Source organism: Paraburkholderia sp. BR10954, from assembly GCF_040965775.1.
Lineage (GTDB): Bacteria > Pseudomonadota > Gammaproteobacteria > Burkholderiales > Burkholderiaceae > Paraburkholderia > Paraburkholderia youngii.
This window is the reverse complement of record NZ_JBFRCK010000035.1, coordinates 56,672-82,439: the sequence shown is the minus strand read 5'-3', so window position 1 is coordinate 82,439 and position 25,768 is coordinate 56,672. Positions and strand designations below refer to the sequence as shown.

Genomic DNA, 25,768 nt, shown 5'->3' with positions numbered 1-25,768 from the left:
TGGGCTGGAATCACGGCACCGACCTCTACACGCTGATGGACGCCGCCGACGACATCGTGCGTCCGCTGCAGGACCGGCCGGTGCGCGTGGACCGCGAAACGCTCGCGCTCGGCTATGCGGGCGTGTACTCGAGCTTCCTGCGTCATTCGGAAGTGGCCGCGAAGAAATACGGCCTGAAGACCGTCGACATTCTGGTCGAGCTGGGCAAGCGCCGCATGGTCGGCGGCCAGGAAGACATGATCGTCGATGTCGCGCTCGACTTGAAGCAGGCACGCCAGGCTTGAAGCGCGCGGACTAGCAGCCTCATTGAAGCCGCACAAAAGATCGATCAAGTAAACTATCTGGAGACTGGAATGAAAAAACATTCCATTGCAATTCTTTTTGGATTCCTGCCTGTCGGATACGCGTTCGCCCAGAGCAACGTCACGCTGTACGGCCTGATTGACGGGGGCGTCTCCTATGTGACGAACCAGGGGGGGCATTCGGTCACGAAGTTTGACGACGGCATCTATACGCCGAACCTGTTCGGCTTGCAGGGCGCCGAAGATATCGGCGGTGGAAACAAGGTCATTTTCAAGTTGGAGAACCAGTTTCAGCTCGGTACGGGCGCGACGGTGCAGCCTGGCATCTTCGGGCGGAATGCTTACGTCGGTCTGGATAGTGCCAGCTTCGGCAAGCTGACTTTCGGCAATGTCTTCGATTTCATGACGACGTCGCTGACCGAGACGGGCAATGCTCCTGCCGTGTTCACTGGCGGCTTGTACAACTTCGCGGCCGGCCCGTTCCAGAAACTGAACATTCCGCAAAACCCAACCGGCTGGTTCGACTGGAGCCGCATGAGCGGCATCCCGGCGGCCAATTCGATCAAGTATCAATCACCGGTGTTTGCGGGCTTGTCCGCTGGGGCAATGTATTCGCTCGGCGGAGTGGCTGGTTCGTTCGGGTCGAATTCAACCATGAGCTTCGGGTTGAATTACGGTGCCGGTCCATTCGGAGTCGGCGCCGCCTACACGAAAGCGAAATATCCCGGCTCCAGCAACGGCTCGCCGCAGATTCCAATCACGAACTGGGGTTTCGGCGCTCACTATGTAATCGGACCCGTCTACACGGTCGCGAACATCACGAGCGTGCGCAACTCGTTCAACGGCGCTGCGGCCTTTGCCGCACAAGTCGGCGCCAGTTGGCAGATCACTCCCGCGTGGTCGTTCGGTGGGAACTATATGTACCTGAAAGGTAACGAGGAACTCAACAACAACCACGCGCATCAGCTTGGTGCAACGCTGAACTATTCGCTCTCCAAGCGGAGCATGGTTTATGCGGAGGGCGTTTATCAGAAGGCGAGCGCAGGTTCGCAGGCTGCCATCAACGGCATCATGGGTCCCAACGGATCGTCTAGCACGACGTCGCAAGCCATTGCACGAGTTGGCCTTCGCACCGCGTTCTGATATCCGGCTGTTCCGGGCTGGACGTGGCGATCAGCAACGCTTGCGGGCGGTGACTCCGCAGCGTCGTAACCGCTTTCAACTCGATGCTGCTCGCCACACTGCACGACGCCTGCTACTACGCCGACGATTACTCTGCCAGTTTCAAACGCATTGCCGATTGAATCAGGACGGGTATTCATAGGTGTCTGATCACACTGCCGGCCAGCTTGCGCAGTTCGTCGAACTGCGTGGCGAGTTCGAGGCACAGCATGAACGCCAGCGATGCTGACGGTCCCGGGTAACGCTCCATCCAACGCAGCGCCGGAGTAGCGTAGCGCACGCGAATCGCATCTCGCGTCATTAAATAGGTAATTCCGGCGCCGATGAGCGCGCCCACCAGCAAGTCGGACGGATAGTGAAAGCCGAGATAGGCGCGCGGCACGCAAATGACCAGCACCGCATAGATAAGCACCAGCACACCGATGGCCCGCCACACGAGGAAGATGCCAGTCGCGATCGCCATCCATAGCATTGCGTGATCGCTTGGGAAGGAACTCCATGTCGACAACTGTGCGTCGTCGATGACGTGACCCGCGAAGCGCAGATGCAACTCGCTGCTAAAGACGGGACGCACTCGGAACGGTAACCAGTGAGTCAGCAGCCTCCCGGCGAAGAGCGCCAGGAGGCCGCCGAGAAGCGTTGCGAGCACCATTTCCCGCCGCCATTCGCGGCGATCGCCACGCTGAAACCACATCCACCACAGCAACGGTATGAGAACGAGCCCTTTGAACGTGTAGAGGTCCGCAATGACCTCTATGGTTTGGGTCGTGAGATTCCCGAAGTGGACGTTGGATAGATATGTTTCGATAGATGAATCGATGCTGTTCATTGTCTTGTAAGAATATCGATCTGGTCCCATCGGAAATCAGCACGGTCCATTGGATGTGCCACATTTCACGACGCTTACTTTCACCGACAACTTCTACTGCACAATTTCATCGCAAACTGATGAGGATGGTCTACTACCTGAAGAGATCAAGGAACAACGATAGTCTGCTCGATGCAACCCGTCGTATGATGCCTGGTAGAGACCGTATAACGCTCATGCGTCGTGGTGGCCTGCCGTCGAGATTCGAGCTCAGCGGGGGCGCAATTCATAGAGCCGATGTTCCGGCAAAGTCGCAACCAGTTGCCAACCATCAAGCGTCTCGGGTAGACGCCGGTACGGGTCGAGCACCGCAAGATAGACCGTCGTGAACCGGCTTTGAAGGTCCGGGAAACGATCCAGCAGTTCAGTCGCCCAGGCGCGCAACATCTCGCCATCTGCCAAGACATTCGGTTTCCGGGTGGAGCTGTCGTCCTGGAACTCCCTCAATGCTACGTTCTCGCTCCGGTAAAGCACGGGTTGCTGCCCCGGTTTGAGATACAAATCCGGCACCAGAACGCCATTCACCGTTGCGAGCGCCACCACCTTGTCCAGATATGGATTCCAGCGGTGGGGGTCTTTCCATGGAGACCGGTCGGCGGTGTCCTGCTTGTACTGGAACAACACGGAACCGGCCTTCAGCGAAGCGAACGTATTGCGGTAAGCCTGAATGACAGGCCTGTCGCCACGCCAGTCTTCAGTCACAGTCACGATCCGGAAAACAAAGACAAGCGTGAGCGCGACTGCGCCGATACGTTGAAAACGTGGCGCCACCGAGGGCCGTATGCCGACCAACGCAGTCAGCAAAAACGCGAAGCTGATCGCACATCGCTCGATCACACCGTAGGAAGCAAATGCGTCAAACGGTGCGAGTAGGACTACCAGTGGAAGTGAAAACACGGTTATCCGGAACTCTGGCTCGCACGTCCACCATTTCAGAACGAGACCAATGGCCACGAACAGGCTCAAACCCGCCACGATCGCCACATCGCCCGCACGATTGCCCACCGAGAAGACATCGATGCAGAAAGCGAGCTTCGAAAGTACGTGAATAAGGCCGAAGTGAGTTGACCCGTGAAGGCCACCGGTGGTGCTGCGGACCAACAGTGCAAGAGGAAGCAGCAACGGAGCGACGCTCGCGGCCGCGTGGCGAGCAATTGATTGACTCGAGATCTTCCCCTCGCGAAGAAGACAGCCAAGTTCCCACGTGCCTACGACCAGGGCGAAAACGGCGAGTGGAAACAGATGGCAAAAATAAATAACAAGGGCACTGCAGCAAGAGACCACGATCCGCGCGAGGGTGGCTCTGCGCAACGCCACATGCGCGGCGATCGCCCAAAAGGAAATGCCAAGACCGAACAGAAAGTTATCGTAGCCGCGGATGAGTATCCAGTTATAGAGTAGCAGGAAGCTGACAAGCGGCAACCATGACCAGCGACCATTGGCAACACGGCTCAACACCAGGCAGCCCGACGTCAATAGCCCGAGTTCAGCGAGGGTAAATAGCCAGGCGGCCCATTCTACCGGTATGAGCTTCGTGAACCACGGGAGGGTCAAGTCCATGGCAAGGTCAGGCACGGCATCCCAATGAACCACGAAGTTTCTCGCATACGAAGCCGGATGAGAAAGGATATCGACCCTGACGATATTGTAAAAGTGTTGCCCAAGAGGCGGATATAGCGTGACGAGGAATGGCACCGACGCAACCACGGTCGCAACAAGCCACACACCCCATAGACGCACTAGCGAAATGCCAGTGTTCATCCGGTCGCTGACAGTCATCGAAACCTCGGAAGGTTGATTTGGAATTTGGAACCCTCCACGCAAGGCATTCTCGAATTGTTCTGTTCACCGAAATTTACGTTTCTCAAGGAAGCTGTCGCGCAGCTCTATTCGAGGACGCTTTCGGTCTCATAGTGCTATATGTCATTTTTTTTACAAGCATACGCGCGCGCCAACGTAGCCATTTGTACGTCACCTCACACAAAGGTGAGGACATTCCTTCGGGTCTCGCTGACGAAGGCACCTGTGAGGTTCCTGGACAGACGCAGCCGATGGAATGAAGCGATAAAGCAGACGAAATCGCTTTGTTACGATGAACGGCCCGGCTTCGATACCGGCCTCTGCACGTAATCCCGTTTCAGCAGGAATGCCTGGCTGCTAAATAGATGCTCGAGGAAAGCACCGAGGGCCGGCCGCATCGCGCGATGGTCGCTTGCCGACATGCAGAGGAAGAACTCGCGCCGTGCCCATTCGTCCGTCAGCCGAATGGCCTTCAACCCGTAACGCGATAGATATGCGTCCGCAATCAGGCAACACGGAGTTGAATCCGGTGTGCCCAAAGACGTGCTCGAAGAGACCTACATGAACTATCAACCGCAGACGCGTCGCCCGTATGGTGTGATGGAATGGCCGGCGCTGCTGCGCAAGCTGGATCGGATCGATCCGTCGTATCGGGAATGAGCGAGAGGGCGCCCCCAACCGTGGCGGCGCCCTCTCCATACAGCTCAGCACGTCAACGGCAACGCGCTAACAGCCTTACGCCGACGAACCAGTAGAAGCCGCCCGCTCCGCTCGCCGCCGATAGAGCCCAAGCGTCGCGCCAAGCCCGCACAGCGCGGCGAAACTGAGCCAGTAGCCGGGCGCGGCCTTGTCGTGTGTGGTTTCGATCAGGAAGGTCGACACGGCCGGCGTGAAGCCGCCGAACAGCGCCGTCGCGAGACTGAACGCCAACGAAAAACCCGCGACGCGCACCTCCGCCGGCATGACCTCGGTGAGCGCGGCGACCATCGCGCCGTTATACATGCCGAAGAAGAACGAGAACCACAGCAGCACGCTCAGCATGCGGCCGAAGCTCGGCGCCGCGGCGAGCCACGACAGCGCCGGATACGCGGTGAAGACCGCCAGCACGGCAATGGCGAGCAGAATCGGCTTGCGGCCGATCCGGTCCGACAGCGCGCCGCCGATCGGCAGCCAGATGAAGTTCGACACGCCCACCAGCAACGTCACCATCAGGCTATCCGATGTCGACAGTTTGAGAACGGATTTGCCGAAGGTTGGCGTGTAGACGGTGATCAGATAGAACGTGGTCGTCGTCATCGCGGTGAGCAGCATGCCCGCGATCACCGTGCGCCAGTTGCTGAGCAGCATCGCGAAGATTTCGCGCGTCTGCGGATGATGCCGGCGCGCCTCGAACGCGGCGGTTTCCTGCAGCGAGCGGCGCAGCATGAACAGGAACGGCACGATCGCGCAGCCGATGAAGAACGGAATGCGCCAGCCCCACGCGCCGATCTGCTGCGCGCTCATCCAGTGATTCAATCCGTAGCCGAGCGCCGCCGCCATCACGATTGCGACCTGCTGGCTGGCCGACTGCCAGCTCGTGTAGAAGCCCCTTGCGCCGGGCGTGGCCATTTCCGCGAGATACACCGACACGCCGCCCAGCTCCGCGCCCGCCGAGAAGCCCTGCAACAGCCGCCCGAGCAGAACGAGCGCGGGCGCGAGCAGGCCGATGGTCGCGTAACCGGGCACGCACGCGATCAGGATCGTGCCGCTCGCCATGATCGACAGCGTGACGATCAGGCCGGTACGCCGCCCCACCTTGTCGATATAGGCGCCGAGAAAGATCGCGCCCAACGGACGCATCAGAAAGCCCGCGCCGAACACGGCGAAGGTCAGCATCAGCGACGCGAACTCGCTCGACGCCGGAAAGAAAATCTTCGAGATCGACGTGGCGTAGAAGCCGAACAGAAAGAAGTCGAACTGTTCGAGGAAGTTGCCGCTCGTCACGCGCAATACGGCCGCGGCTTTGGACGAGCGCACCCCGACCGGCGTGCCGGCTAGTGGTTCGGTAGCGTTCATGAATATGTCCCCTGTTGTTATGCAAATATGCGGCGCCTGTCGCGCCTAGTCCGAGCCGAGACCCAAGGTATTGGGCTGGCGCTTTTCGATAGACGATTTGAGCAGCGCCGCCGAGCGGAAAATGCCGTGCGCGAACTTGCCGTACGGAAGCGTCGCGAACAAGGCGATCACGATGCCAAGATGCACCGCCAGCAGCCACGGCATCGCCGCCGTTTCGCGCAATGCCATCAGCCCGAGGCCCGACGCGCTGGTGAGCAACAGCAGCGCGATGAAGGCACGGTCCATCGGACGCTGACGCGCATCGCCCTGCTCCGGACGGCGATTAAGGTTGAGCCACAGCAGCCCCAAGGGCCCGACGATCAGGCCGATCCCGCCCGCCGTTCCCAGCAATACCGGCACGCTGAAGAACGGATACGGCGCTTCCTCGCCGAGCAGGTAGTGATAGAGCGTCGCCACCACCGTTGCCGCGAAACACAGCATGAACCCGTAGAACGTGAAGTGGTGAAAGCGCCGCCGCGCGAGCGTGAAGGCATCGTTCGATTCGTTGCAGCCGTCGCCATGGCCGCCGTCGAGATACTTGAGCGTCAACGCGTTTTTCGCCGCTTCCGTCACGGCTGGCGTGCTCGCGTTCGCGGTTCCCGGCGACACGTCGCGCCAGAAGCGCGTCACGCCGATGCCGAGCGCCACGATCGCGAACAGGAAGACCGCGCCGAACATCGCCGCCAGCAGGTTGTGCGGGAAGATCGCGTAGAAGTTCGCGGGCGCGACGTTACCGCTCAATCCGCCATGCAGGGCGGTGCCGAGCAGCAGAAACAGCGCGAGCCCCGCCGCCAGCGCGACCGACAGCGTCACGCCATTGCGCTTGTACAAGCCGCCCAGCGCCTTGGGCCACGCGTATTCGGTGTAGGTTTCGAGGCGCACTTGCGCCATCGCCTTCGGCACGTTGACCGCGAATTCGTGCGGCGGCGCGTACTGGCATGCGTGGTAGCAGGCGCCGCAGTTATGGCACAGATTGGCCAGATAGTTGACGTCGGCCTTGCCGAATTCGAGGCGCCGCGTCATCGCCGGGAACACCGCGCAGAAGCCTTCGCAATAGCGGCACGCGTTGCAGATCTGCATCTGGCGCGCCACTTCGCCTTCGCTTGCGGTCAGCGGCACGATCGGAATCACGCGCGAGCCGCCGCGCGTGCGTTGCATGTCTTGCTTCGATTCGAACGCCGCGGCGCGCGTGCGTTCGGACGCGAGCGTGTCAGTTTGCTGCACAGGAAACCTCCGTAGTCTGCAGTGCGGCGCGCGCGGCCTGAGTGCCGGCAATGCGCCCGAACGCCGTGCCGATCGACATGCCGACACCCGCTGTATAGCCCTTGCCGAGCACGTTGCCCGCCATCATCTCGCCCGCGACGAACAGGTTCTCGCTCGCCTCGCCGCCGAAGTGCACCTGGGCGCGGTCGTTGGTCTTCAGCCCGAGATACGTGAACGTGATGCCGGGACGCAATGCGTAGCCGTAGAACGGCGGCGTGTCGATGGGGCGGGCCCAGTGCGTCTTGGGCGGTGTGACGCCTTCCGTGTGGCAGTCGTCGAGCGAGGTGTGATCGAAGGTGCCGACCCGGCATGACTCGTTGTAACGCGACAGCGTCTCCACGAAGCGTGCTTCCGGCAGCTTCAGTTGGCGCGCGAGTTCGGGCAGCGTGTCGGCCTTCACGCCGGGAAACACCGGCGGCATGAAGCGGCCGATCGCCTTCGAATCGATGATCGAGTAGCCGATCTGTCCCGGCTGATGCGCAACGAGGCGTCCCCAGATCGCATAGCGTTTCGGCCAGAAGTCCTCGCCTTCGTCGTAGAAGCGCTCGGCCTCGCGATTGACGACCACGCCCAGCGACACGCAGTCGATGCGCGTGCAGATGCCGCCGTCATAGAGCGGCGCGCGCGCGTCGATGGCCACGCAGTGCGACTGCGACGGATCGCCGATCATGTCCGCTCCGGCATCCATCATGTGGCGGATCAGCACGCCCTTGTTGAAACGCGTGCCGCGGATCAGGAAGTTGTCGGCGGGCCATTCGCCGCGCTCGTTTTGCCCCCAGGCCTCGCGCAGCCATTCGCGGTTCGATTCGAAGCCGCCCGCCGCCAGCACGCAGGCGCGCGCCTTGAAGCGCTGGCTGCCACTCCTGGCCGCGACGAAACGGCCGCCGTCCAGTTCCAGCGAATCGACCGGCGTGTCATAGCGAATCTCGACGCCCAGCGCCTCGGCACTGCGGTAATACGCATTCACGAGCGCCTTGCCGCCACCCATGAAAAACGCGTTGGTGCGCGCCACATGCAGCGCGCCCGACAGCGGCGGCTGAAAGTGCACGCCGTGCTTTTGCATCCAGGGCCGGCACGACGACGACGCGCGAATCGTCAGGCGCGCGAGATGCTCATTCGTGATGCCGCCGGTGACCTTCAGCAGGTCTTGCCAAAATTCTTCTTCCGGATAGGCATCGACGAGCACGTCCTGAGGCGCGTCGTGCATGCAGCGCAAATTGCGAGTGTGTTGGGAATTGCCGCCGCGCCATTCGCGCGGCGCCGATTCGAGGAGCAGAACCGACGCGCCGGCTTCGCGCGCCATCAATGCCGCGCAGAGCGCCGCATTGCCTCCTCCGATTACGAGTACGTCGACCATCTTGTGGGCCTCCTTTCGGACGCACTCTAAAGGTCGCGCTCGTGCTCCGCCATCAGCGGGCCGTCAACAGGCCTTCAGTTTTTGTGAAGCCCTCCGACTGACGCAGGCGCGCGCCGGGCCAGCGGCCTTCGCGCACCAGTTCGCGCGCGACGTCGGCGAGCACCACGCGCGCGGCGAGCCCCGCCGGTGAAAGCTCGTCGTCCGAGATGCTCGCGATCATATTGGGCCGCACGGCGAAGCTTTCGGACACGGGCACGCTAGCCAGTACCGCGTTCTCCGGCCGCGCGAGTGCGGCGCCGGGCTGGATGGTCGCGGCGATGCCTGAGCGCACGACGTCCATCAGCAGCGCGAGGCCGTCTACTTCGGCCGCGATGTTCGGTTCATATTTGGCCCGCTTGAACGCGGCGGACAGCAGCGAGCGCAGGCCGTGCGCGCCGCTCGGAAGAACGAGAGGAAGCTTGCCGAGTTGCCCGAGACGCACGCTCGCGCCCGACGGCATGCCTTCGAGCTCGTGCCGGCCGATCACGAACAGCCGCTCGTCGAGCAGCGACACGACGCTCCAGCGCTGCGCGGGCTCCGGACGAAACAGCACGGCAAGATCGATCTGGCGTGCGCTCAGCATCGACGCGAGATAGCCGGACAGGCTTTCGACGATGCGCAGCCGCACGTCGGGATAGCGCGCGCGCATGGCCTGCATGAAGGGGACCCCGAGCACGCTGGCGGTGCTGGGCGCCATGCCGACGCTGACGTGGCCCGAGAGCCGGGCAGCGCGCGCGGCGAGCGCCGCGTCGTCGATATGACGCAGCGCGAGTTGCGCCTGACGCCAGAACGCGAGACCGGCATCGGTCGGCACGACACCGCTGGAGGTGCGCTGCAGCAGGCGCGTCGACAGTTCGCCTTCGAGGCGGCTGATCTGCTGACTCAGCGCGGAAGTGACGACGCCGAGTTCGAGCGCGGCCTTTCCCATGCTGCCGTGTTCGACGACGCTGAGGAAATAGCGTAGTTGTCTGAGTTCCATTTCACGATCGGCCTGGACGAGAATCGCGGCTATTGTCGCAGATTGGAAATGGGCACAGACGGCGGGTCACGGCTCGCGTTTACGTGAATACCTCGCGATCATCCGCCGGGGTGACGGTCGGTGAGTTATCCGCTCGATTGGCGACCGAGGTCTGGATTTTCGCCGATCATCCGCCTGATGATCGCGAGCAGCTCCTCGATATCGACGGGTTTGACGAGATGCGTATCACACCCCGCCTCCGCTGAGTGAGCCACGTCCTCAGGCTGTCCGTATCCCGACACGGCGACGATTTCAACGCGCTTGCCGCCCGCCAGATGCTCCCTCAGCCGACGCGCAACCTCGTAGCCGCTGATTCCCGGCAGCCCAAGATCGAGGAACACGATCTGCGGCTCGAACGCTGCGGCGATCTGAAGCGCGTCTTCGCCGCTGTGTGCGGTGCGCACATCGTGCGCGTCGAGAATCATGGCGAGCGATAGTGCGGCGTCGCTGTTATCTTCGACGATCAGAACACGCAATCGGTCGGACGCCGGTCGACCGGCCTCGGCACCGTCCTTCGCGTCCTGGTGGCGGGCCTCGCAAACGGGTAGACGTATTTCGAATTCACTGCCTCTGTTCTTGCCTGCGCTCCTCGCGGCAATGGTCCCGCCGTGCATCTCGGTCAGCGTCTTGCACACCGACAGCCCGATCCCAAGACCGCCCCTCGATGGCTCGCCGTGGCGGGAACCCTGTACGAACAGATCGAACACGTGAGGCAGTGCGTCGTCCGAAATACCCGTGCCCGTGTCCGACACCGTCACGGAGACTTCCCGGCCGACGAGCGTCGCGCATACGACGATCCTGCCACCGTCGTCGGTGTATTTGATCGCGTTATCGAGCAGATTCGAAAATGTCTGGGTGATCCGCGCCGGGTCGCCGTGCACGTACACCGGGTGCTCCAGCGGCAGACGCACGATGTCGTGATGCCGCTGCGACGCAGCCGGCATCGTGATCTCGAGAGCGTGGTCGAGTGCCAGCCTGATATCGAAGACCTCGCGCTTCAGCTCGATCTTGCCGGTGGTGATTCTCGATACGTCGAGCAGGTCGTCGATCAGATGCGACAGGTGGCCGGTCTGGCGTTCGATCACATTGCGCAGCCACTCGCGTTTGGCGGGATCGGCTCCCGCGCTGTGACCCAGCAGATGTGCGGCGTTGCGCACGGGCGCCAACGGATTGCGCAGCTCGTGCGCGAGCGTGGCCAGAAAGATGTCCTTGCGGCGATCGGCGTCGCGCAGTTTCGCCTCCGCGTCGGCCCGCTCCGTCACGTCGCACAAGCTGCCGATGAACGTGTAATCGTCCTGATGAATGGGCGGTCGCAGATACCCGAACATTTCGACGGTCCTCAGCGCACGGTCGGTTATGCGGTGCAGCCGGAACGCGACATGCACCGGCTCGCCGGAGACCCGCCGGGCCTGGAAATGGCGTCGCAGCAGTTCGACATCGTCCGGATGAACGACCGACGTCATGAACTCGGTTTCCGTCAACGGGCCCCTGTCCTCGGGCTGCCCGGTGATTTCGTACATCCGGCGGTTTTCCCACACGCCTTGTCGCGACGCGCCACACCACTCGAAGATGCCGATGCCGGCCGCGCTCGTCGCGACACGCAGCCGCTCCTCCGTGAGCTTCAGCGCGGTCAGCGCCGTGCGCAGGCTGTCCTGTGCCGCCGCCACCTCGGCCGCCTGACGTTGCATGTAGGCCTCGATCGCGTTTTCGATCATCGCGCGAAACGTGCGCTCGACAATGTCGTGCGCCCGCATGTGAACATCGACGGAAGCGGCGACGGGACCGAAATACGCGCGGATCTCGTGCTTCAGAAAGCGCTGCATCAGATCCATGTTGCGAAACAGATCCGTGACCCGCCAGTCGTCCGGCCAGAACCTGCCGGGCTGCGCGATACCTACGTGATCGGTTAAAGACGCGTCGCTGTCGGCGACCAGCAAGGAAGCGCATACCTCGGCCAGCATGTAGGCGAAACAGGCAGTCAGTCCCTGCCCGCTGTCCGCACCGGGGTGCGCGCCCTGCTCCGAAGTCTCGGCGATCCAGCGCTGCATCAGCTGCTCACGGGTACGCCCCAGCCTGCGCGCCAGCCCATTTAGCGTGATCGCGCCCGGGGAATCCTGGTCGAAATCCCGTTTCATCGAGGCGCCCCCGGACAAGCGCGGAGAGCCCGCGATGCCGCCCTGGCACGCTGGCTTATGTCATTCAACTTCTCTCTCATGGCCCGTTTTTTATCGGATATGTCGCTTGCGACTATTAATAGTATCGATCGGCCGAGGTTGGGCCCCCGCCCGCCGCAAATCGCCTCACACTGTACCTGTTGCCGGGCGGCGGTTTAACCGAGACAAACCCGCAGCCGCGTCTGCCGAGGCTAGACCAAACGCGTGACACTTACGGGTAAGATTGCCGGAACGCGATCAAGACGCGAAGGAGCCATGGCGATGGAGGAACCTCGGAACTCGACGCGGCACAAGGGCCCTAAGGTCGCGTTTGCCCTGCAAGGCGGCGGTTCGCACGGCGCGTTCACGTGGGGTGTGCTCGACCGTCTGCTGGAGGCCTCGTCGCAGGCAATGCCACTCGATATCGCGGCAATCAGCGGCGCGAGCGCGGGCGGCATCAATGCGACGCTGTGCGCGGCGGGTCTCGCGACCAGCGGGGCAACGAAAGCACGCGACATGCTGCGCGCGTTTTGGGAAGCGGTATCGCGCGCCGGCGCGCTGGCGGGCAACGCGCTCCTCGGCTTTTCCGAACCTGGCCCATTCGGCGGCTGGAATATCGACTGGAATCCCGCCGCCATCATGCTGGAGGCCGTCGGACTCGTCGCTTCGCCTTATGGCAATCCGTTCTACCGCGATCCGCTCGGGCCGGTGATCCGTTCCGCGCTCCCTGAGCACGATCTCGCCGCGCTCAATACGACGCGCGACGGCCCGCAACTATTCATTTGCGCCACCGACGTACGCACCAACCAACGCGCGATCTTCACCCGCCCCGCTATTTCGGTTGACGTATTGCGCGCTTCCGCATGCCTGCCGAATGAGTTTCGCACCGTCAGCGTGGACGGCATACCGTACTGGGATGGTGGTTATCTGGGCAACCCGCCTTTGGCGCCGTTGATCGAGCATGCCCAGGACCTGATTCTCGTGCTCGCGAATCCGTTCGTGCGCCGCGATATGCCGCCCAAAGATGCGCGCGGCATTCTCGAACGGCTCAATGAAATCGGTTTCAACGCGTCCGTGGTGCTGGAGATCAACGCGATCGAAGCGGTCAACCACGTGCTCGATTCGGTCGGCGAGGAAGCGGCGCGCAAGAGCCGCTACAAGCCCGTCAGGTTTCACCTGATTCGCGACGACGAATTTCTGGCGAAGTTCGGATTCGTGTCGAAGAGCAGCACGTCCTGGTCATTGCTCAGCACGCTGTTCGAGCGTGGCCGTGAAGTCGCCGACGTATGGCTCAAGGGCGGCTACGCGAAGCTCGGGCAAGCGTCTTCGGTCGACGTCAAGGCTTCGTTGATCGATCCGACGCTCAAGCACAGCGGCAACGCGAGCGCGCGACGAAACTGACATGGACGGACGGCGCATTTGACGACATCGCGTAGCAGCCTGGCGCGCTCAGCCTGCGGTGCTGTCAATCGCCTGCCCGCGAGATGACCTTGGCGATGGCCTGCGCCGCCGTCGCAACGTTGTTGTCATTGAGCGCGGCGACGCACATGCGCCCGGACCGGATCAGGTAGACGCCGTGCCGTTCGCGCAGCGTGTCGACCTGCTCCGCCGACAGCCCCGTGTACGTGAACATGCCGCGCTGCTCGAGGTAGCGCGCGAGCATCGTGTCCGGCACCTTGCCGCGCAGGCGTTCATGGATCTCCGCGCGCATGCGCATGATGCGCCTGCACATCGAGGCAAGCTCCTGTTGCCACGATTGCCGCAGCGCCGGTGTGGTCAGCACGCGCGCTACGATCTTCGCGCCATGCGTCGGCGGATTGCTGTAGTTGGCGCGCACGGCGCTCGTCAATTGACCCAATACGCGCGCGGCAATATCCGGTGACTCGCAAATCACCGACAGTCCGCCGCACCGCTCGCCATACAGCGAGAAGTTCTTCGAGAACGAATTGGCCACCAACGCCGGCACGTTCTGGCGCACCAGTTCACGAATCGCGAATGCGTCGGCGTCGATACCAGCGCCGAAGCCTTGGTACGCCATGTCGATAAAGGGCAGCAGGTTCCGCTTTCCAATGACCTCGATAAGCTGGACCCATTGGGCGTCGTTCAGATCGACACCCGTCGGGTTGTGACAGCACGCGTGCAGCAGGACGACGCTGCGCGCCGGCAGAGCGTCGATGGCCGATAGCATCTCTTCGAACTTCAGACCGCCGCTCGACTCGTCGTAGTACGGGTACGCATTGACTTCGAATCCGGCGCGCTCGAAGATGAAGCGGTGGTTTTCCCACGTCGGATCGCTGACCCATACTCGCGAGCCCACAAAGTAGCGCTTGATGAAATCCGCACCGACCTTCAGCGCGCCCGAGCCGCCCAAGGTCTGCACGGTCGCGATGCGCCCCTCGGTACGCGCCGCCGAGTCGTCGCCGAACACCAGCGATTGCACGGCATCGCGGTAGTGGGCGAAGCCCGCCATCGGCAGGTACGGCTTGGGACCGAGCTCGGCGAGCAGTTGTCCTTCGGCCTCGCGTACCGCTTGCATCACCGGCAAGCGGCCTTGATCGTCATAGTAAATGCCGATGCTCAGATTGACCTTGTGGTCGCGCGAATCCTTCGCGAAGTTTTCGTTCAAAGTGAGGATCGGGTCGCCCGCATAGGCATCGATATGTTCAAACATGCTAGTTCCTTGAATCAGGCCAAAAGATTGCATAAGCGCGGTGCCTAGCGCGTCGGCACGCCAACGGCAACCGAGGCGCCCGCCCGCCTGTTGCGCACGCGATAGCCGACGCCCAGCGCAACGAGCCAAACGGGGATCAGGTAGACCGACATGCGCAGATCCGGTATCAGCCACATCACGACCAGAATGCCGGCAAGGAAGATCAGGCAAAGATAGTTGGTAAGCGGATAACCGAGGCTGCGGAATAGGGTCGTCTCACCGGCGCGCGCTTTCGCAGCGCGGAAACGCAAATGAATGATGCTGATCATTGCCCAGTTGATGATCAGCGCCGAGACGACGAGCCCCATCAGCAGCTCGAATGCCTTGCCCGGCATCAGATAGTTGATTACCACGCAGGCGGCCGTCGCCACGGCGGACACACCCAGCGCGACGAGCGGAATCCCGCGCGCGTTGACCTTCAGCAGAGCGCGCGGCGCATTGCCCTGGCCTGCGAGGCCGTAAAGCATGCGGCTGTTGCAATAGACACCGCTGTTGTACACCGACAGCGCGGCGGTGAGCACCACCGCATTGAGCACGTTCGCGACGAAGTTGCTATTCATCGCGTGAAAGATCAGCACGAACGGACTACCGCCCGCGACGACTTTTTCCCACGGATACAGCGACAGCAGCACGCCGAGTGCGCCGACGTAGAAAATCAGGATCCGGTAAATCACCTGGTTGGTCGCGCGCGGGATCGTGTGCGAAGGATCTTCGGCCTCGGCGGCCGTAATGCCGACGAGTTCCAGTCCACCGAACGAGAACATGATGACTGCCATCGCCATCACGAGACCCGACACGCCGTTCGGGAAGAAGCCGCCGTGGCGCCACAGATTGGCCACGCCCGCCTCAGGACCCGCATGGCCCGAAATCAGCAGATAGCCGCCGAAGCCGATCATGCCAACGATCGCCGCGACCTTGACGATCGAGAACCAGAATTCGAGTTCGCCGTACGACTTCACGCTCGTGAGGTTGATCGCGTTGATCACGCCGAAGCACACGAGCGCGGAGACCCACGTTGGCAGTCCGGGCCACCAGTACTGCATGTAGATGCCAACGGCCGACAGTTCGGCCATGGACACGAGCACGTACAGCACCCAGTAATTCCACCCGGAAACAAAGCCAGAGAATTGCCCGCAGTACTTGCCTGCGAAGTAACTGAAAGAACCTGCGACGGGTTCGTCGACGACCATTTCGCCGAGTTGCCGCATGATAAAGAAAGCGACGATGCCCGCGATCGCGTACCCAAGCAACACGGACGGCCCTGCCGTCTTGATGGTCTGCGCGATGCCGAGAAACAGGCCCGTGCCGATTGCGCCTCCTAGCGCGATCAACTGAATGTGACGATTCTTCAGGCCGCGCTTTAGCGTGCCCTGTTCCTGGTGTGCCACGATGTTGTCTCCTGTGTCCTGCGGTTGGTTCTGGACGCCACGCCTCGCTTTTTTTGCCTGCTCGGGTCAGAGCAGGCGAAGTATGCCGAGGCCTCACAGCCGACGCTTGTGACGCCGGTGCCGTGTCTTGCCGGGATAGGTATGGTTGAAGCGGCGATGAACGGGTTGCATGCGCGTCAAACTTTCAGCGTGCCCCGCTCGATCTGATCGCGTTCGAGCGACTCGAACAGTGCCTTGAAATTGCCTTCCCCGAAACCTTCATCGCCCTTGCGCTGGATGAATTCGAAAAAGACGGGGCCAAGCAGCGGTTTGGAAAAAATCTGTAGCAACAGGCGCGGCGATCCATCCGCAGTCGTTCCATCGAGAAGAATGCCGCGCGACTGCAATTCGCCAACCGGTTGACCGTGGCCTGGCAGGCGGGTTTCGAGCGCATCGTAGTAGTAGCTGTTCGGCCCGGTCATCAGCGGCACGCCAGCCATCTGCAGGTTGTCGATCACCGCGATCAGATCGTCGGTCAGGAAGGCGATGTGTTGAATGCCCTCGCCGTTGAAGGCCATCAGGAATTCTTCGATCTGGCCGCTCCCCTTGCCGGATTCCTCGTTCAATGGAATGCGGATCTTGCCGTCCGGCGCCGTCATCGCCTTCGACGTGAGCCCCGTGTATTCGCCCTCGATGTCGAAGTAGCGTAGCTCCCGGAAGTTGAACAGCGTCTCGTAGAAGTTGGCCCAATAGGTCATGCGGCCGCGATAAACGTTGTGCGTCAGATGATCGACGAGGCGCAAGCCATGACCGGCCGGCCGACGCTCGACACCTTCGATGAACTCGAAATCGATGTCGTAGATCGACTTGCCGTCTTCGAAACGGTCGATCAGATAAAGCGGCGCGCCGCCAATGCCTTTGATTGCCGGCAATCGCAACTCCATCGGACCGGTTGCGATTTCGATCGGCTGAGCGCCCAGCGACAGCGCGCGGGCGTAGGCCTTGTGCGAATCTTTCACGCGAAATGCCATGCCGCAAGCACTCGGGCCATGTTCGGCGGCAAAGTAAGCGGCCTGACTATTGCGCTCACGATTCACGATGAAGTTGATTTCGCCTTGGCGGTAAAGCAGCACGTCTTTCGAACGGTGGCGAGCCACCAGTGTGAAGCCCATCTGCTCGAACAGCGGTTCGAGGACATTGGGTACGGGCGAGGCAAATTCAACGAATTCGAAGCCCATCAGTTGCATTGGATTGTCAAACAGGTCGGCCATGATTTCTCAGGTTCAGCGGAGGATGAATGATTGGTGGCGATCGACGGGCACTGACTGATGCGGAGGCATGTTGGAAAAATGCAAGAAAATTTCCCCATTCGTCACGCAGGGAAAGGCCCTCGATCCACCTGCTCATCCGACCACCCTCCCAGCACACACGCTCGCGTCGCGGCAACATCTGGAATCAGTTTAATTTTTTATCGATGCAATAGGATTTCCTAGCGGACGCAGACAAACCCTGATTTGTGCATTAACATTTCATTTCACTGCGGAACGAGGAAATAAGAGTGCATACAATCGACATCGACCGAATCGACGTGCGTTTGCTGGAGATTCTTCAGTCGCGAGGGCGCATCTCCAATCTCGAGTTGGCGGAGGCGATCAAGCTTTCGCCCGCGCAAACGCTGAGGCGCCATCGCCGGCTCGAGGAAATGGGCGTAATCAAGTGCTACGAGACGCGGCTCGACGCGCAGCTGCTGGGCTTCGGCGTGGTGGCTTTCATCCAGGTGACGATGGAGCGAGGCCATGTGCGCGACCTGTCGAAGTTCAAGCGAATGATCTCGGAACTCACCCAGGTTCAGGAATGCTTCGTCGTAACGGGTGATATCGATTACATGCTCAAAGTCGTCGCGCACGACCTGAAAGCGCTGTCGGAGTTTCTACTGGATACGCTGATGCGTATTCCGGGCGTGAGCGGAGTCAAGTCCAGCGTTTGCCTCGATGAAATCAAATGTACAGGCGCTGTCCCGTTGGCAGCCTGGTGAATCGACTCGGAGACCGTACTGACGCGGGTTTGTTTCCATGCAACATTGCCCTGTTTTGTCGCAAACCTCGACGCCAGGATGCGGCGTCTCGGCGCAGGCCGAAGCCTCAGCATGCCGCCAGGGTTCGTGCAGCGTGTTCCGCCGCGATAGGGCCCAAGCGCCCCGCAACCCGTTCGATAGCCGCGATACGACTGATTGCCGCGCGGTACGTCTCGTCGATACTCCGCTCCCCATCCAGCGCGACGACGCCATTGACGTCGAACACGGCGCGATAGGCCGCCACCTGACGCGTCAGAAAATTCATCGGCGGCGGTTGGTCGTTCACGTCGTTCCTTGAGCGCACGCGGCGGTGTGAAGTCGCGCCGGAAACGTTCAGACCAAAGGCGACGTCGGGACGCAGCACATGGCCAGCGATGCTGCGGAGCACCGGCGCAGTCTCAGTCGGATCGGATCGCGTGCCGATCTCGGCCTGAGAGGTGAACACGTAGCGGTCGCAAAAGACTACGTCGCCGCGTTCCAGTGCCGGTATGACCGTGTCGGTCAGATGCTGGACGAGGTCGCCCATGATGGACAGCAGAATGCCCAGCATGTCGACGCGACGTACGCTTGCATCGGGCTCCGAGCTCGCTTTACGGGTATGCCAGTGGCTGTCGACCATATCCCGGAACACCGCATCTTTGCGGATGCGACTGGTCGGCGTAAACGTCGTCACGCAGTTGAGCCCGGCACAAGTGCACGCGCTTTCGAGCTTTTCCATCAGTGAAGACTTCCCGGCCCCATCCACGCCGCACAACGTGACCAGCACGCCGGGATAAGCATGCGGTTTGAGCTCGAGCGCTTCGAACACGGCATTCGACATGAAATCACCTCAGACCATCACTTCGCGACTCTCCGCAAACACCTCGTCACGGGCCTCGATCGGTGCGAGCACCGCGGTGAAGTGCTTGAGCATCGGCGGCGCCGAGACGATGCGCATACCGCGGATCGAATCGCGTCGCTGGTAGACCCGGATCAACGCCGCCGCAACCGCCGCGAGATGGCTATCGGTGTAGACGCGGCGAGGAATGGCGAGCCTCAGCAGTTCCAGCCTCGGGGCGCTGACCGCGCCCGTCGATGGATCTTCTTTCAGGAACGCCAACGAACCCAGACCGACGGCGCGCACGCCGCCCTCCAGGTAAAGCTCGGAAGCCAGCGCCTCGGCTGGGAACTCCGAGCGCGGCACGTGCGGCAGGAAGGCGGCCGCATCGACATACACCGCGTGTCCACCGGTCGGCCTAAGGATCGGAACGCCGCCGGCAAGCAGTGTGTCCCCTAGCCGTTCGACCTGACCCACGCGGTGTTGCAGGTATCTGTCGTCGACCATCTCGCGCAGACCGATCGCGAGCGCTTCGAGATCGCGGCCTGCCATCCCTCCGTAGGTGACGAAGCCTTCGTGCAGCACGAGCAGCGGCACGACCTGCTCGTAGAGCGCGCGCGACCGTGTCGCGAGCAAGCCGCCGATGTTAACCAGCGCATCCTTTTTGCAACTGAACGTGCAGCCGTCGGCGTAGGAAAACTGCTCCTTCAGAATTTCCGCCACCGACCGGTTCGCATAGCCGCTCTCGCGCTGCTGGATGAAATAAGCATTCTCCGCGCAGCGCGCCGCGTCGAAGTACACGGGAATCGCAAACTCATCGGCCAACGCTTTCACCGCGCGCAGGTTCGCCATCGATACCGGCTGTCCGCCGCCCGCGTTGTTCGTCAGCGAAACCATGATGAGCGGAACGTTGTCGCGTCCTTCGCTCTCGATCACGTTGCGCAGTTTCTGCACATCCACGTCGCCCTTGAACGGATGCTCGACAGAGGGTTGGTAGCCGATTTCGGCGACACACGATATCGCGGTCCCGCCGGCAATCGATACGTGCGCCTCGGTCGAATCGAACGGCGCGTTGAACGGCACCACCTGGCCCGGGCGCACGAGGGTCCGGAACAGGAAGTGCTCGGCCGGCCGTCCCTGGTGAGTCGGCAATACGTATTCGAAGCCGAGCATGTCCCGCACCGCCTGCGTCAGCTTGGTAAAGCTGCGGGAGCCGGCATACGACTCGTCGCCGGTCATGATGCCCGCCCACTGGTTCGCGCTCATCGCGGAGGTGCCGCTGTCCGTCATCAGATCGATATAGACGTCGTCGGCTTCGAGGCGAAACAAGTTGTACCCGGCAGCGGCAAGCCGCGCCTGCCGTTGCTCGCGGTCGATCAGCCTGATCGGCTCGACCATCTTGATCCTGTACGGCTCAGGCTGGCTGTTTTCTAAAAGCATGCACTCCTCCTGCGTTGAAAGTACACGGGCCAGCGGATGGCTGGCCGCTTCGGGCATCACATCCCGCGTCAGGCGCTTTGCTCGATCGGCAAAATCTCGATCGGCGTCCAGTCCGGATCGCCGCCGTCCGCGGACGCGCGGTGAGAAGCGCGCGCGTGATGGGCCGCTTCGAAGCGTTTCTCGATCCGGTTCAGGATCGACCAATACGCGCCGCGTTCGCCTTGCGCGATCGCTTCGACCAACGCGTCGTTCGCGTTGTAGTTGAACAGGCTCGCATTGGTCCCGAAGAACCGCCGGTCATTGCCGATCAGATCGGCAATGAACTGCTGCGGGTCCGGGCCCAATGCGGTCGGCAGATAAAACACCGGGTGCAGCAGATCGTCGTTGCCTTCGATATGGCCGTGCAGATTCGGATTCCCGGCATGGAGGCCTTCGCGGCGGATCATCTGCTCGAGCTCGGTGCCCGGGAAGATCCTCAGCCCGACCGTGACCGAAACGCGCTCCGGATCGACCCGCTTGATGAACTCGATGGTCTCGCGAGCGGTCTCCTGCGTCTCGCCGGGCGCGCCGAACAGCAGTTCGATGATGTGCTCCAGACCGTGGCGCTTCGCGGTATTGACCGCATGTTCGATGTCGGGAGCACTGAAGGTGCGGCGCAGTATCTTCAGCATCGTTTCGCTGGCGGTATCGACGCCGAAGTTCATGCCGACGCAACCGGCCGCTTTCATCGCGGCCGCGAGTTCGTCGGGAAACGGCCGCGGCATCCCGTACGCATACCACTGGATTTTTCCGGCGAGCCCGTGCCGGATGATGGCCGCGCACAGCGCCATCGGATGCGCGACGCTCAGATTGAATTCCGAGTCGTTGATGTGAAAGACGTTGACCCCGCGCTCCTCGAGCGATGCCATCTCGGCGACGACGTCATCGGGTTCGCGCATGCGCACCGAGCGGCCTTTGATCAGCGGCTCGACGCAATAGATGCAGGAGCGATTGCAGCCGCGTTTCGTTTCGATGCCGATCTGGCCGCCTTTGGCGAAATAGTGCGGGTTGTTGACCAGCTCGCGTTTGTGAGGCCCTATGCTGGCCAACGGTCCGCATGTGTTGGGCGCGAGCGGCGTAGCATGCACGCCGGCCGTATCGCGGTAGACCAAGCCGGGTATGTGCGTGAAACTCCTGCCTTCTTCGAGGCAGGTCAGCAGTTCGGGAAAGCTGAATTCGCCTTCCCGAACGATGCCGAAGTCCGCGTCGAGGTACGCAAGCAGTTTTTCCGGCATCACCGAGTAGCCCGCGCCGCCCATTACGATCGGGACCGCGCGCGCACGCCGAAGCATCGCGACGATGTCCCTGATGCGCTCGAGAAAGCTGTAGCCGCTGGAGAAATAGACGTCGTCGGTATTTCGCAGAGTCACCCCCCAGTAATCCGGCGCGGCGGTGTGGCAGTGCTCGGCAATGGCCGCCTCGCAATCGTCGGAGAAGCACAGGTCGAGCAAGTTGAGCTCGAACCCTGCACGCTCCATCGGCGCCGACAGATAGTCGAAGGCAATCGGCGCAATCGCCGGCTTGATCTGGTTCGTGTTGACGAAGGTGACGCGCTTGGCCATGTTCGATCAGTCTCAGTGGAATGTTTCGCGAGGGGTCGCAAGGGGTCGCAGAAACGCGCGGCTAGACGGCGACGTCGATCGACATCTTCTGGCCCGCGCGGGCCACCGTCATCTCGCTCATGAATTCACTGAACCGATGCAGCATCACCGCCGAGAGGTGCTTCGCCTTTTCCTCGCAGTCGGAAAACGCATAGAAGCCCGGACCCGCGCTGCTCATCCCCGCGTACACCGCGCCCTCGCGTTGCATCGTCTCGTCGAACTCACGCATCACGTCGGTCCGGAAGATGCCTTCGAGCACCTTCATGTTGCTCATGCTGTTGAGTTCCCAGCCGTGCTTCAGAAACGCGAACAGGTCGTTGCGATGCAGCGCCGGTCGCAGTTTCTGTTCGATGAAGTTGCGCCACGCGGTGCCATAGCGCTTCTGCCACTCGACGAAATGCGTCGGCACGAAACCGGCCTCGGTGGTGCCGGACATGTCCGCGCCTTCGCCATGCGCACGCAGCGCTTCTGTCGATAGCGTGTCGTAGTTGCCAACGGCGGTGGTCACCCACAGGTTTTCCGAACTCAGGTTGCCGAGGAAACGGCCGTTGCCGTGTTTCTCGTCGACCCAGACCAGCCCGCCGAAGAACAGGCACGCTTCGCCGACGCCGGTCTCGAGGCCGAAATACACGTGCTCGTCATCCTTCGCGGTCTCGACGTAGTTGCGGGTGATCATTTCCCACATGTCGTGCGGCGAAAACGGTGAGCCGAACAACGCGTTCAAGCCGGCGAGCGTCGCGGTGTTGAACGACACATTCGAGCCGAAGCCGCTGTGCTGATGCTGGATGCTGCGCAGCCGATCGACACGGATGTCGTCGCGTGCGTAGCCGACCGTACGCTTGAACAACTCGAGCATGTGCCGCCCGCTCGGCACGTCGCAGCCGCCTTCGCCGTTGTTCGTCTTCGTGACGGTGATCCGGTGTCCGACCGTGCTCGTCGATACGCCGAGTCCGCCGCCGCCGAAGCCGGGCATCATTTGCATGAAGTCGAATACGGCGAAGTGAAGGCGCCCTGGCACCGAGACTTCGGCACGATCGTAGCTCGGCACGGCGTCGCGCTCCCAGTGCGGCAGCACAGTCAGATTCGCCCCCGGCAGGAACTGCCCCGCTTTCGCCTTCCAGGCCTGATTCATTGCTCTACCTCCGTCCTCGTGAGTTCCAGGAATTCCAAAGGGCACCACCCGTTGTTCGCGCTCCTGGTGCACTGTTCGTGCCAGGAATTCTTTTGCTGCGCGAAGTGAGTCCCCGTCAGAGGCAATGACGCAAGCAGGCAGCCAGATTTCAAAAGACCGAGCGATATATCCGAACGTTTAGATGTTTGGACGTTCGCATGTGAACCGGGCCGGTATCAGACGTCGTGCAGTCGAGCTGCAACCAACAGATCTCCTTCGGATGTTGGCCCGGCACCGACATTCAGGAGGCTGCGAGGGGTTTTCCTCCAACCCCGCCTTTTGAGATCTGGGCACTTCGTTCCGTTCTTGCAGGGGATGAGGACGACTTGCGTGGTGCCAACGGATGACTGGCATGAACCCTGCAAAAAGCGTCCGCAAGAAGTGGCACCGGTCGATCGCCACTCGTGACCCGCCCTCTTGATCTTTGCCGGGAGCCGCAGATGACAGCAACTTTGAAGGACGACGCGCTGGCGCGACGCCACATCGATTGGCCGCGCGCGTTGCGAGCGATCAAGGCGTTGAGGGAGAACGTAGACGACATTCAGCATGCCTACGAAGTGATGATCGCGCTCGACGGCGGTCAGATGGAGACGATGTACCAGCGCTTTCTGAGCGAGCCGGGCGCCGGCGCGCTGCTTGCGGAGCAGCCGTCGCTGCTCGACACGCTCGCCGATTCCGACACGCTGCTGCGCTTGCCGCCCGGCTCGTTCGGCCGCGCCTACATGGCGATGATGGAGCGCAGCGGCTACAGCGCCGATGGTCTGCTGCAAGCAAGCCGGCTGGCCGCCGGTCTCGAAGAAATCCTGCCGGGCCCGGACCGTCAGTGGTTCATCGAGCGCAGCGGCTGCATTCACGACCTGCTGCACGTGTTGACGGGCTATGGACAGGACTGGGCCGGCGAGACCTCGCTTCTCGCATTCGACTGCGGCCTCGAACCGATGCGCGCGCGCATCGTCGGTCTGCTCGGCACCGCGCTGACCGCGCCGTGGTGGCCGAACTTCTGGGTCCATCGTTTTCTGCGCCGCGCGTGGCTGCGTGGCAAGCGCGCGCGCATTCCCCTCTCATACCGCTGGGAAGAAGCGTTGGAGCGGCCGCTCGCACTCGTCCGCCTGCAACTGGCGATCGAGCCGGTCGCGCTCGCGCATCCGCAGGGCATTCTGGCCGGTGGCCAGACTCTGCCGTGGCGCTACGCCGCGCCGAGCAACGCGTGAACGGAAAGGAACCCAGCATGGCCAGCACACCGAAACATGCGTCGATGCGCAACACCGTATTCGGCATCGTACGCACGCAGTTGCTGCGCGTCTGCCGCGAGCATCAGCGCGACTTCAACGCAGAGATTCACCTCGAGAGTTCGCTGATCGCCGATCTCGGCCTCGACTCGCTATCGCTCGTCGAAGCGGTGGTCGCGGTCGAGCAGGCGTTCGGCATCGACCGTCTGCCGCTAGAAGCGCTGAACGAAGAACACGCCGAAACGTATTTCACGGTCGGCTCGCTCGTGGACCTGTGCATCCGGCACGCCGCCATCCGCGTGGACGCCAACGAGGGGATGCGTACATGAGCCCGCGCCTTTCGCTGGCCACCGCGCATGCAAGACGTGGCCGGCTTGCGGCCGCGGCAGTTGCGCTCGGCAGCACGCTCGGCCGCTTGCCGCTGGCCGCAGAAGCGCTGCCGATCGCCGGCGCGTTCGTCTGCTCGCTGGTGCTGTACGGACGGATCGCCGACGTCGCCGTTGAACCGGGCTGGCGCGTGCTGGCCGGCCTCGTGTCCTTTCTCCTGCTGTTCGTCCAGCTTCGCTTGATCGACGATCTCGACGATCTCGAACGCGACCATCCCACCGGGCACGCGCTGTTGGCGCGCCGCGAGGCACGACGCACACGTCTTGTCGCCAGCCTCGCGACATGCGCGCTGCTGCTCGTTGCACTAAACACCGGCATGCGGCACGCGAGCACGGCCGCCGCTGCCGCCACCGCCCTCGCCTTCGCCGCGCCGTTCGTATTCAAGCGGCTGCTCCCGAGCTGCCCGTTGCTGTGCTTTCCCGCATTCGAGGGGGCGCCCTTCGCGGTCTTCATATACGGCTATTTCTGGTGGCGCGACATGGCTGGCCGCGAACTGAGCTTCTATGCCGTGACGTGCGTAGCGGGCTCGATGTGGACCGGCTACGAATTCTGGAAGTTCTCGCGCAAAGTCGGCACCACCGCACTGCAGCCCTATCACCTGTCGGCGCGCGAAATCCGCGTCACGCTGAATCTTCTGCTGATGCTGGCGCTCGGCATCAACGTGTCGCTGTCGCGCCTCGCAGGCCTGTCGCAAACCTATTCGATCTATGCGGCGACGCTGCCACTCGTATGGCTCGTCTGGCTCAACGCGAGTTGGCCGGGCCCCGCGAGCAGGCCGGGCCGGCCACGCTGGGCGGGCACGCGCTTCATCGTCGCCGTCGAGCTCGGACTGCTGGCCGAGGTTCTCCTCAAATGAC

At 62.2% G+C, this 25,768-nt stretch carries 20 protein-coding genes and 2 pseudogenes; 8 read left to right on the top strand and 14 right to left on the bottom strand.

Annotated features, from left to right (window positions below):
- Positions 1-284: pseudogene (gene mhpE / locus AB4Y34_RS33670) on the top strand (4-hydroxy-2-oxovalerate aldolase); the annotation flags it as partial.
- 69 nt (positions 285-353) lie between these two features.
- On the top strand, positions 354-1,445 hold the full coding sequence (locus AB4Y34_RS33665) for a porin (RefSeq protein WP_368718497.1): 1,092 nt from the start codon (positions 354-356) through the stop codon (positions 1,443-1,445).
- Positions 1,446-1,620: 175 nt separating this feature from the next.
- Here the strand turns inward: AB4Y34_RS33665 and AB4Y34_RS33660 are convergent, their stop codons facing one another.
- Positions 1,621-2,313, bottom strand: a complete 693-nt coding sequence (locus AB4Y34_RS33660) for a phosphatase PAP2 family protein (protein ID WP_176383384.1) — start codon at positions 2,311-2,313, stop codon at positions 1,621-1,623.
- A 249-nt stretch (positions 2,314-2,562) separates the two neighbouring features.
- Positions 2,563-4,131 carry a hypothetical protein gene (locus AB4Y34_RS33655; protein WP_368718496.1) on the bottom strand — a complete coding sequence of 523 codons (1,569 nt, stop codon included), beginning with the start codon at positions 4,129-4,131 and terminating at the stop codon, positions 2,563-2,565.
- Between the two features lie 552 nt (positions 4,132-4,683).
- Here AB4Y34_RS33655 and AB4Y34_RS33650 point away from each other — a divergent pair.
- A pseudogene (locus tag AB4Y34_RS33650) lies at positions 4,684-4,812 on the top strand (class II aldolase/adducin family protein); the annotation flags it as partial.
- A gap of 75 nt (positions 4,813-4,887) precedes the next feature.
- Here AB4Y34_RS33650 and AB4Y34_RS33645 read toward each other — a convergent pair.
- The 5 genes from AB4Y34_RS33645 to AB4Y34_RS33625 all read right to left on the bottom strand — a co-directional run bounded on the left by AB4Y34_RS33645 (position 4,888) and on the right by AB4Y34_RS33625 (position 12,058).
- On the bottom strand, positions 4,888-6,207 hold the full coding sequence (locus tag AB4Y34_RS33645) for an MFS transporter (protein WP_368718495.1): 1,320 nt from the start codon (positions 6,205-6,207) through the stop codon (positions 4,888-4,890).
- 45 nt (positions 6,208-6,252) lie between these two features.
- A complete protein-coding gene (tcuB, locus tag AB4Y34_RS33640; RefSeq protein WP_368718494.1) occupies positions 6,253-7,470 on the bottom strand; it encodes a tricarballylate utilization 4Fe-4S protein TcuB in 1,218 nt (405 codons plus the stop codon).
- Positions 7,457-8,866 (bottom strand): FAD-dependent tricarballylate dehydrogenase TcuA, encoded by a 1,410-nt coding sequence (gene tcuA, locus AB4Y34_RS33635; protein WP_368718493.1) that lies wholly within the window; start codon positions 8,864-8,866, stop codon positions 7,457-7,459. The genes tcuB and tcuA overlap by 14 nt, the downstream gene beginning before the upstream one ends.
- Positions 8,867-8,918: 52 nt before the next feature.
- On the bottom strand, positions 8,919-9,884 hold the full coding sequence (locus AB4Y34_RS33630) for a LysR family transcriptional regulator (protein WP_176125534.1): 966 nt from the start codon (positions 9,882-9,884) through the stop codon (positions 8,919-8,921).
- A gap of 125 nt (positions 9,885-10,009) precedes the next feature.
- Positions 10,010-12,058, bottom strand: a complete 2,049-nt coding sequence (locus tag AB4Y34_RS33625; RefSeq protein ID WP_368718492.1) for an ATP-binding protein — start codon at positions 12,056-12,058, stop codon at positions 10,010-10,012.
- A 300-nt stretch (positions 12,059-12,358) separates the two neighbouring features.
- On the opposite strand from AB4Y34_RS33625, the gene AB4Y34_RS33620 reads away from it, so the two are divergent.
- A complete protein-coding gene (locus AB4Y34_RS33620) occupies positions 12,359-13,477 on the top strand; it encodes a patatin-like phospholipase family protein (protein WP_368718491.1) in 1,119 nt (372 codons plus the stop codon).
- Between the two features lie 64 nt (positions 13,478-13,541).
- Here AB4Y34_RS33620 and AB4Y34_RS33615 read toward each other — a convergent pair whose 3' ends face one another.
- The 3 genes from AB4Y34_RS33615 to hppD form a co-directional block, all read right to left on the bottom strand.
- Positions 13,542-14,747 (bottom strand): amino acid aminotransferase, encoded by a 1,206-nt coding sequence (locus AB4Y34_RS33615; protein ID WP_368718490.1) that lies wholly within the window; start codon positions 14,745-14,747, stop codon positions 13,542-13,544.
- Positions 14,748-14,791: 44 nt separating this feature from the next.
- Positions 14,792-16,177, bottom strand: coding sequence for an amino acid permease (locus tag AB4Y34_RS33610; RefSeq protein ID WP_176125543.1), 1,386 nt, complete (start codon positions 16,175-16,177; stop codon positions 14,792-14,794).
- Between the two features lie 173 nt (positions 16,178-16,350).
- Positions 16,351-17,424, bottom strand: a complete 1,074-nt coding sequence (gene hppD / locus AB4Y34_RS33605; protein WP_368592888.1) for a 4-hydroxyphenylpyruvate dioxygenase — start codon at positions 17,422-17,424, stop codon at positions 16,351-16,353.
- A 287-nt stretch (positions 17,425-17,711) separates the two neighbouring features.
- Here hppD and AB4Y34_RS33600 point away from each other — a divergent pair, with 287 nt between their 5' ends.
- Complete coding sequence (locus tag AB4Y34_RS33600; RefSeq protein ID WP_176383365.1) at positions 17,712-18,188, top strand: Lrp/AsnC family transcriptional regulator; 477 nt, start codon at positions 17,712-17,714, stop codon at positions 18,186-18,188.
- A gap of 106 nt (positions 18,189-18,294) precedes the next feature.
- Here the strand turns inward: AB4Y34_RS33600 and AB4Y34_RS33595 are convergent, their stop codons facing one another.
- The 4 genes from AB4Y34_RS33595 to AB4Y34_RS33580 all read right to left on the bottom strand — a co-directional run bounded on the left by AB4Y34_RS33595 (position 18,295) and on the right by AB4Y34_RS33580 (position 23,256).
- Complete coding sequence (locus AB4Y34_RS33595; protein WP_368718489.1) at positions 18,295-19,047, bottom strand: dTMP kinase; 753 nt, start codon at positions 19,045-19,047, stop codon at positions 18,295-18,297.
- 9 nt (positions 19,048-19,056) lie between these two features.
- On the bottom strand, positions 19,057-20,484 hold the full coding sequence (locus AB4Y34_RS33590) for a tryptophanase (protein WP_368718488.1): 1,428 nt from the start codon (positions 20,482-20,484) through the stop codon (positions 19,057-19,059).
- A 68-nt stretch (positions 20,485-20,552) separates the two neighbouring features.
- The gene (locus AB4Y34_RS33585) at positions 20,553-22,085 is read right to left on the bottom strand and encodes a radical SAM protein (protein ID WP_368718487.1); all 1,533 of its coding nucleotides are present in this window, start codon (positions 22,083-22,085) and stop codon (positions 20,553-20,555) included.
- A 61-nt stretch (positions 22,086-22,146) separates the two neighbouring features.
- Positions 22,147-23,256, bottom strand: a complete 1,110-nt coding sequence (locus AB4Y34_RS33580) for a hypothetical protein (RefSeq protein ID WP_176383361.1) — start codon at positions 23,254-23,256, stop codon at positions 22,147-22,149.
- 479 nt (positions 23,257-23,735) lie between these two features.
- Between AB4Y34_RS33580 and AB4Y34_RS33575 the strand changes: the two genes are divergently transcribed.
- From AB4Y34_RS33575 to AB4Y34_RS33565, 3 genes are read left to right on the top strand one after another with little or no spacing between them, the layout of a single operon-like run.
- Entirely contained in the window at positions 23,736-24,506 is a 771-nt protein-coding gene (locus tag AB4Y34_RS33575) for a Coq4 family protein (protein ID WP_176383360.1), read from the top strand.
- 17 nt (positions 24,507-24,523) lie between these two features.
- Entirely contained in the window at positions 24,524-24,853 is a 330-nt protein-coding gene (locus AB4Y34_RS33570) for an acyl carrier protein (RefSeq protein WP_176383359.1), read from the top strand.
- Positions 24,850-25,767 (top strand): hypothetical protein, encoded by a 918-nt coding sequence (locus AB4Y34_RS33565; protein ID WP_368718486.1) that lies wholly within the window; start codon positions 24,850-24,852, stop codon positions 25,765-25,767. The genes AB4Y34_RS33570 and AB4Y34_RS33565 overlap by 4 nt, the downstream gene beginning before the upstream one ends.
- Position 25,768: the final 1 nt, after the last annotated feature.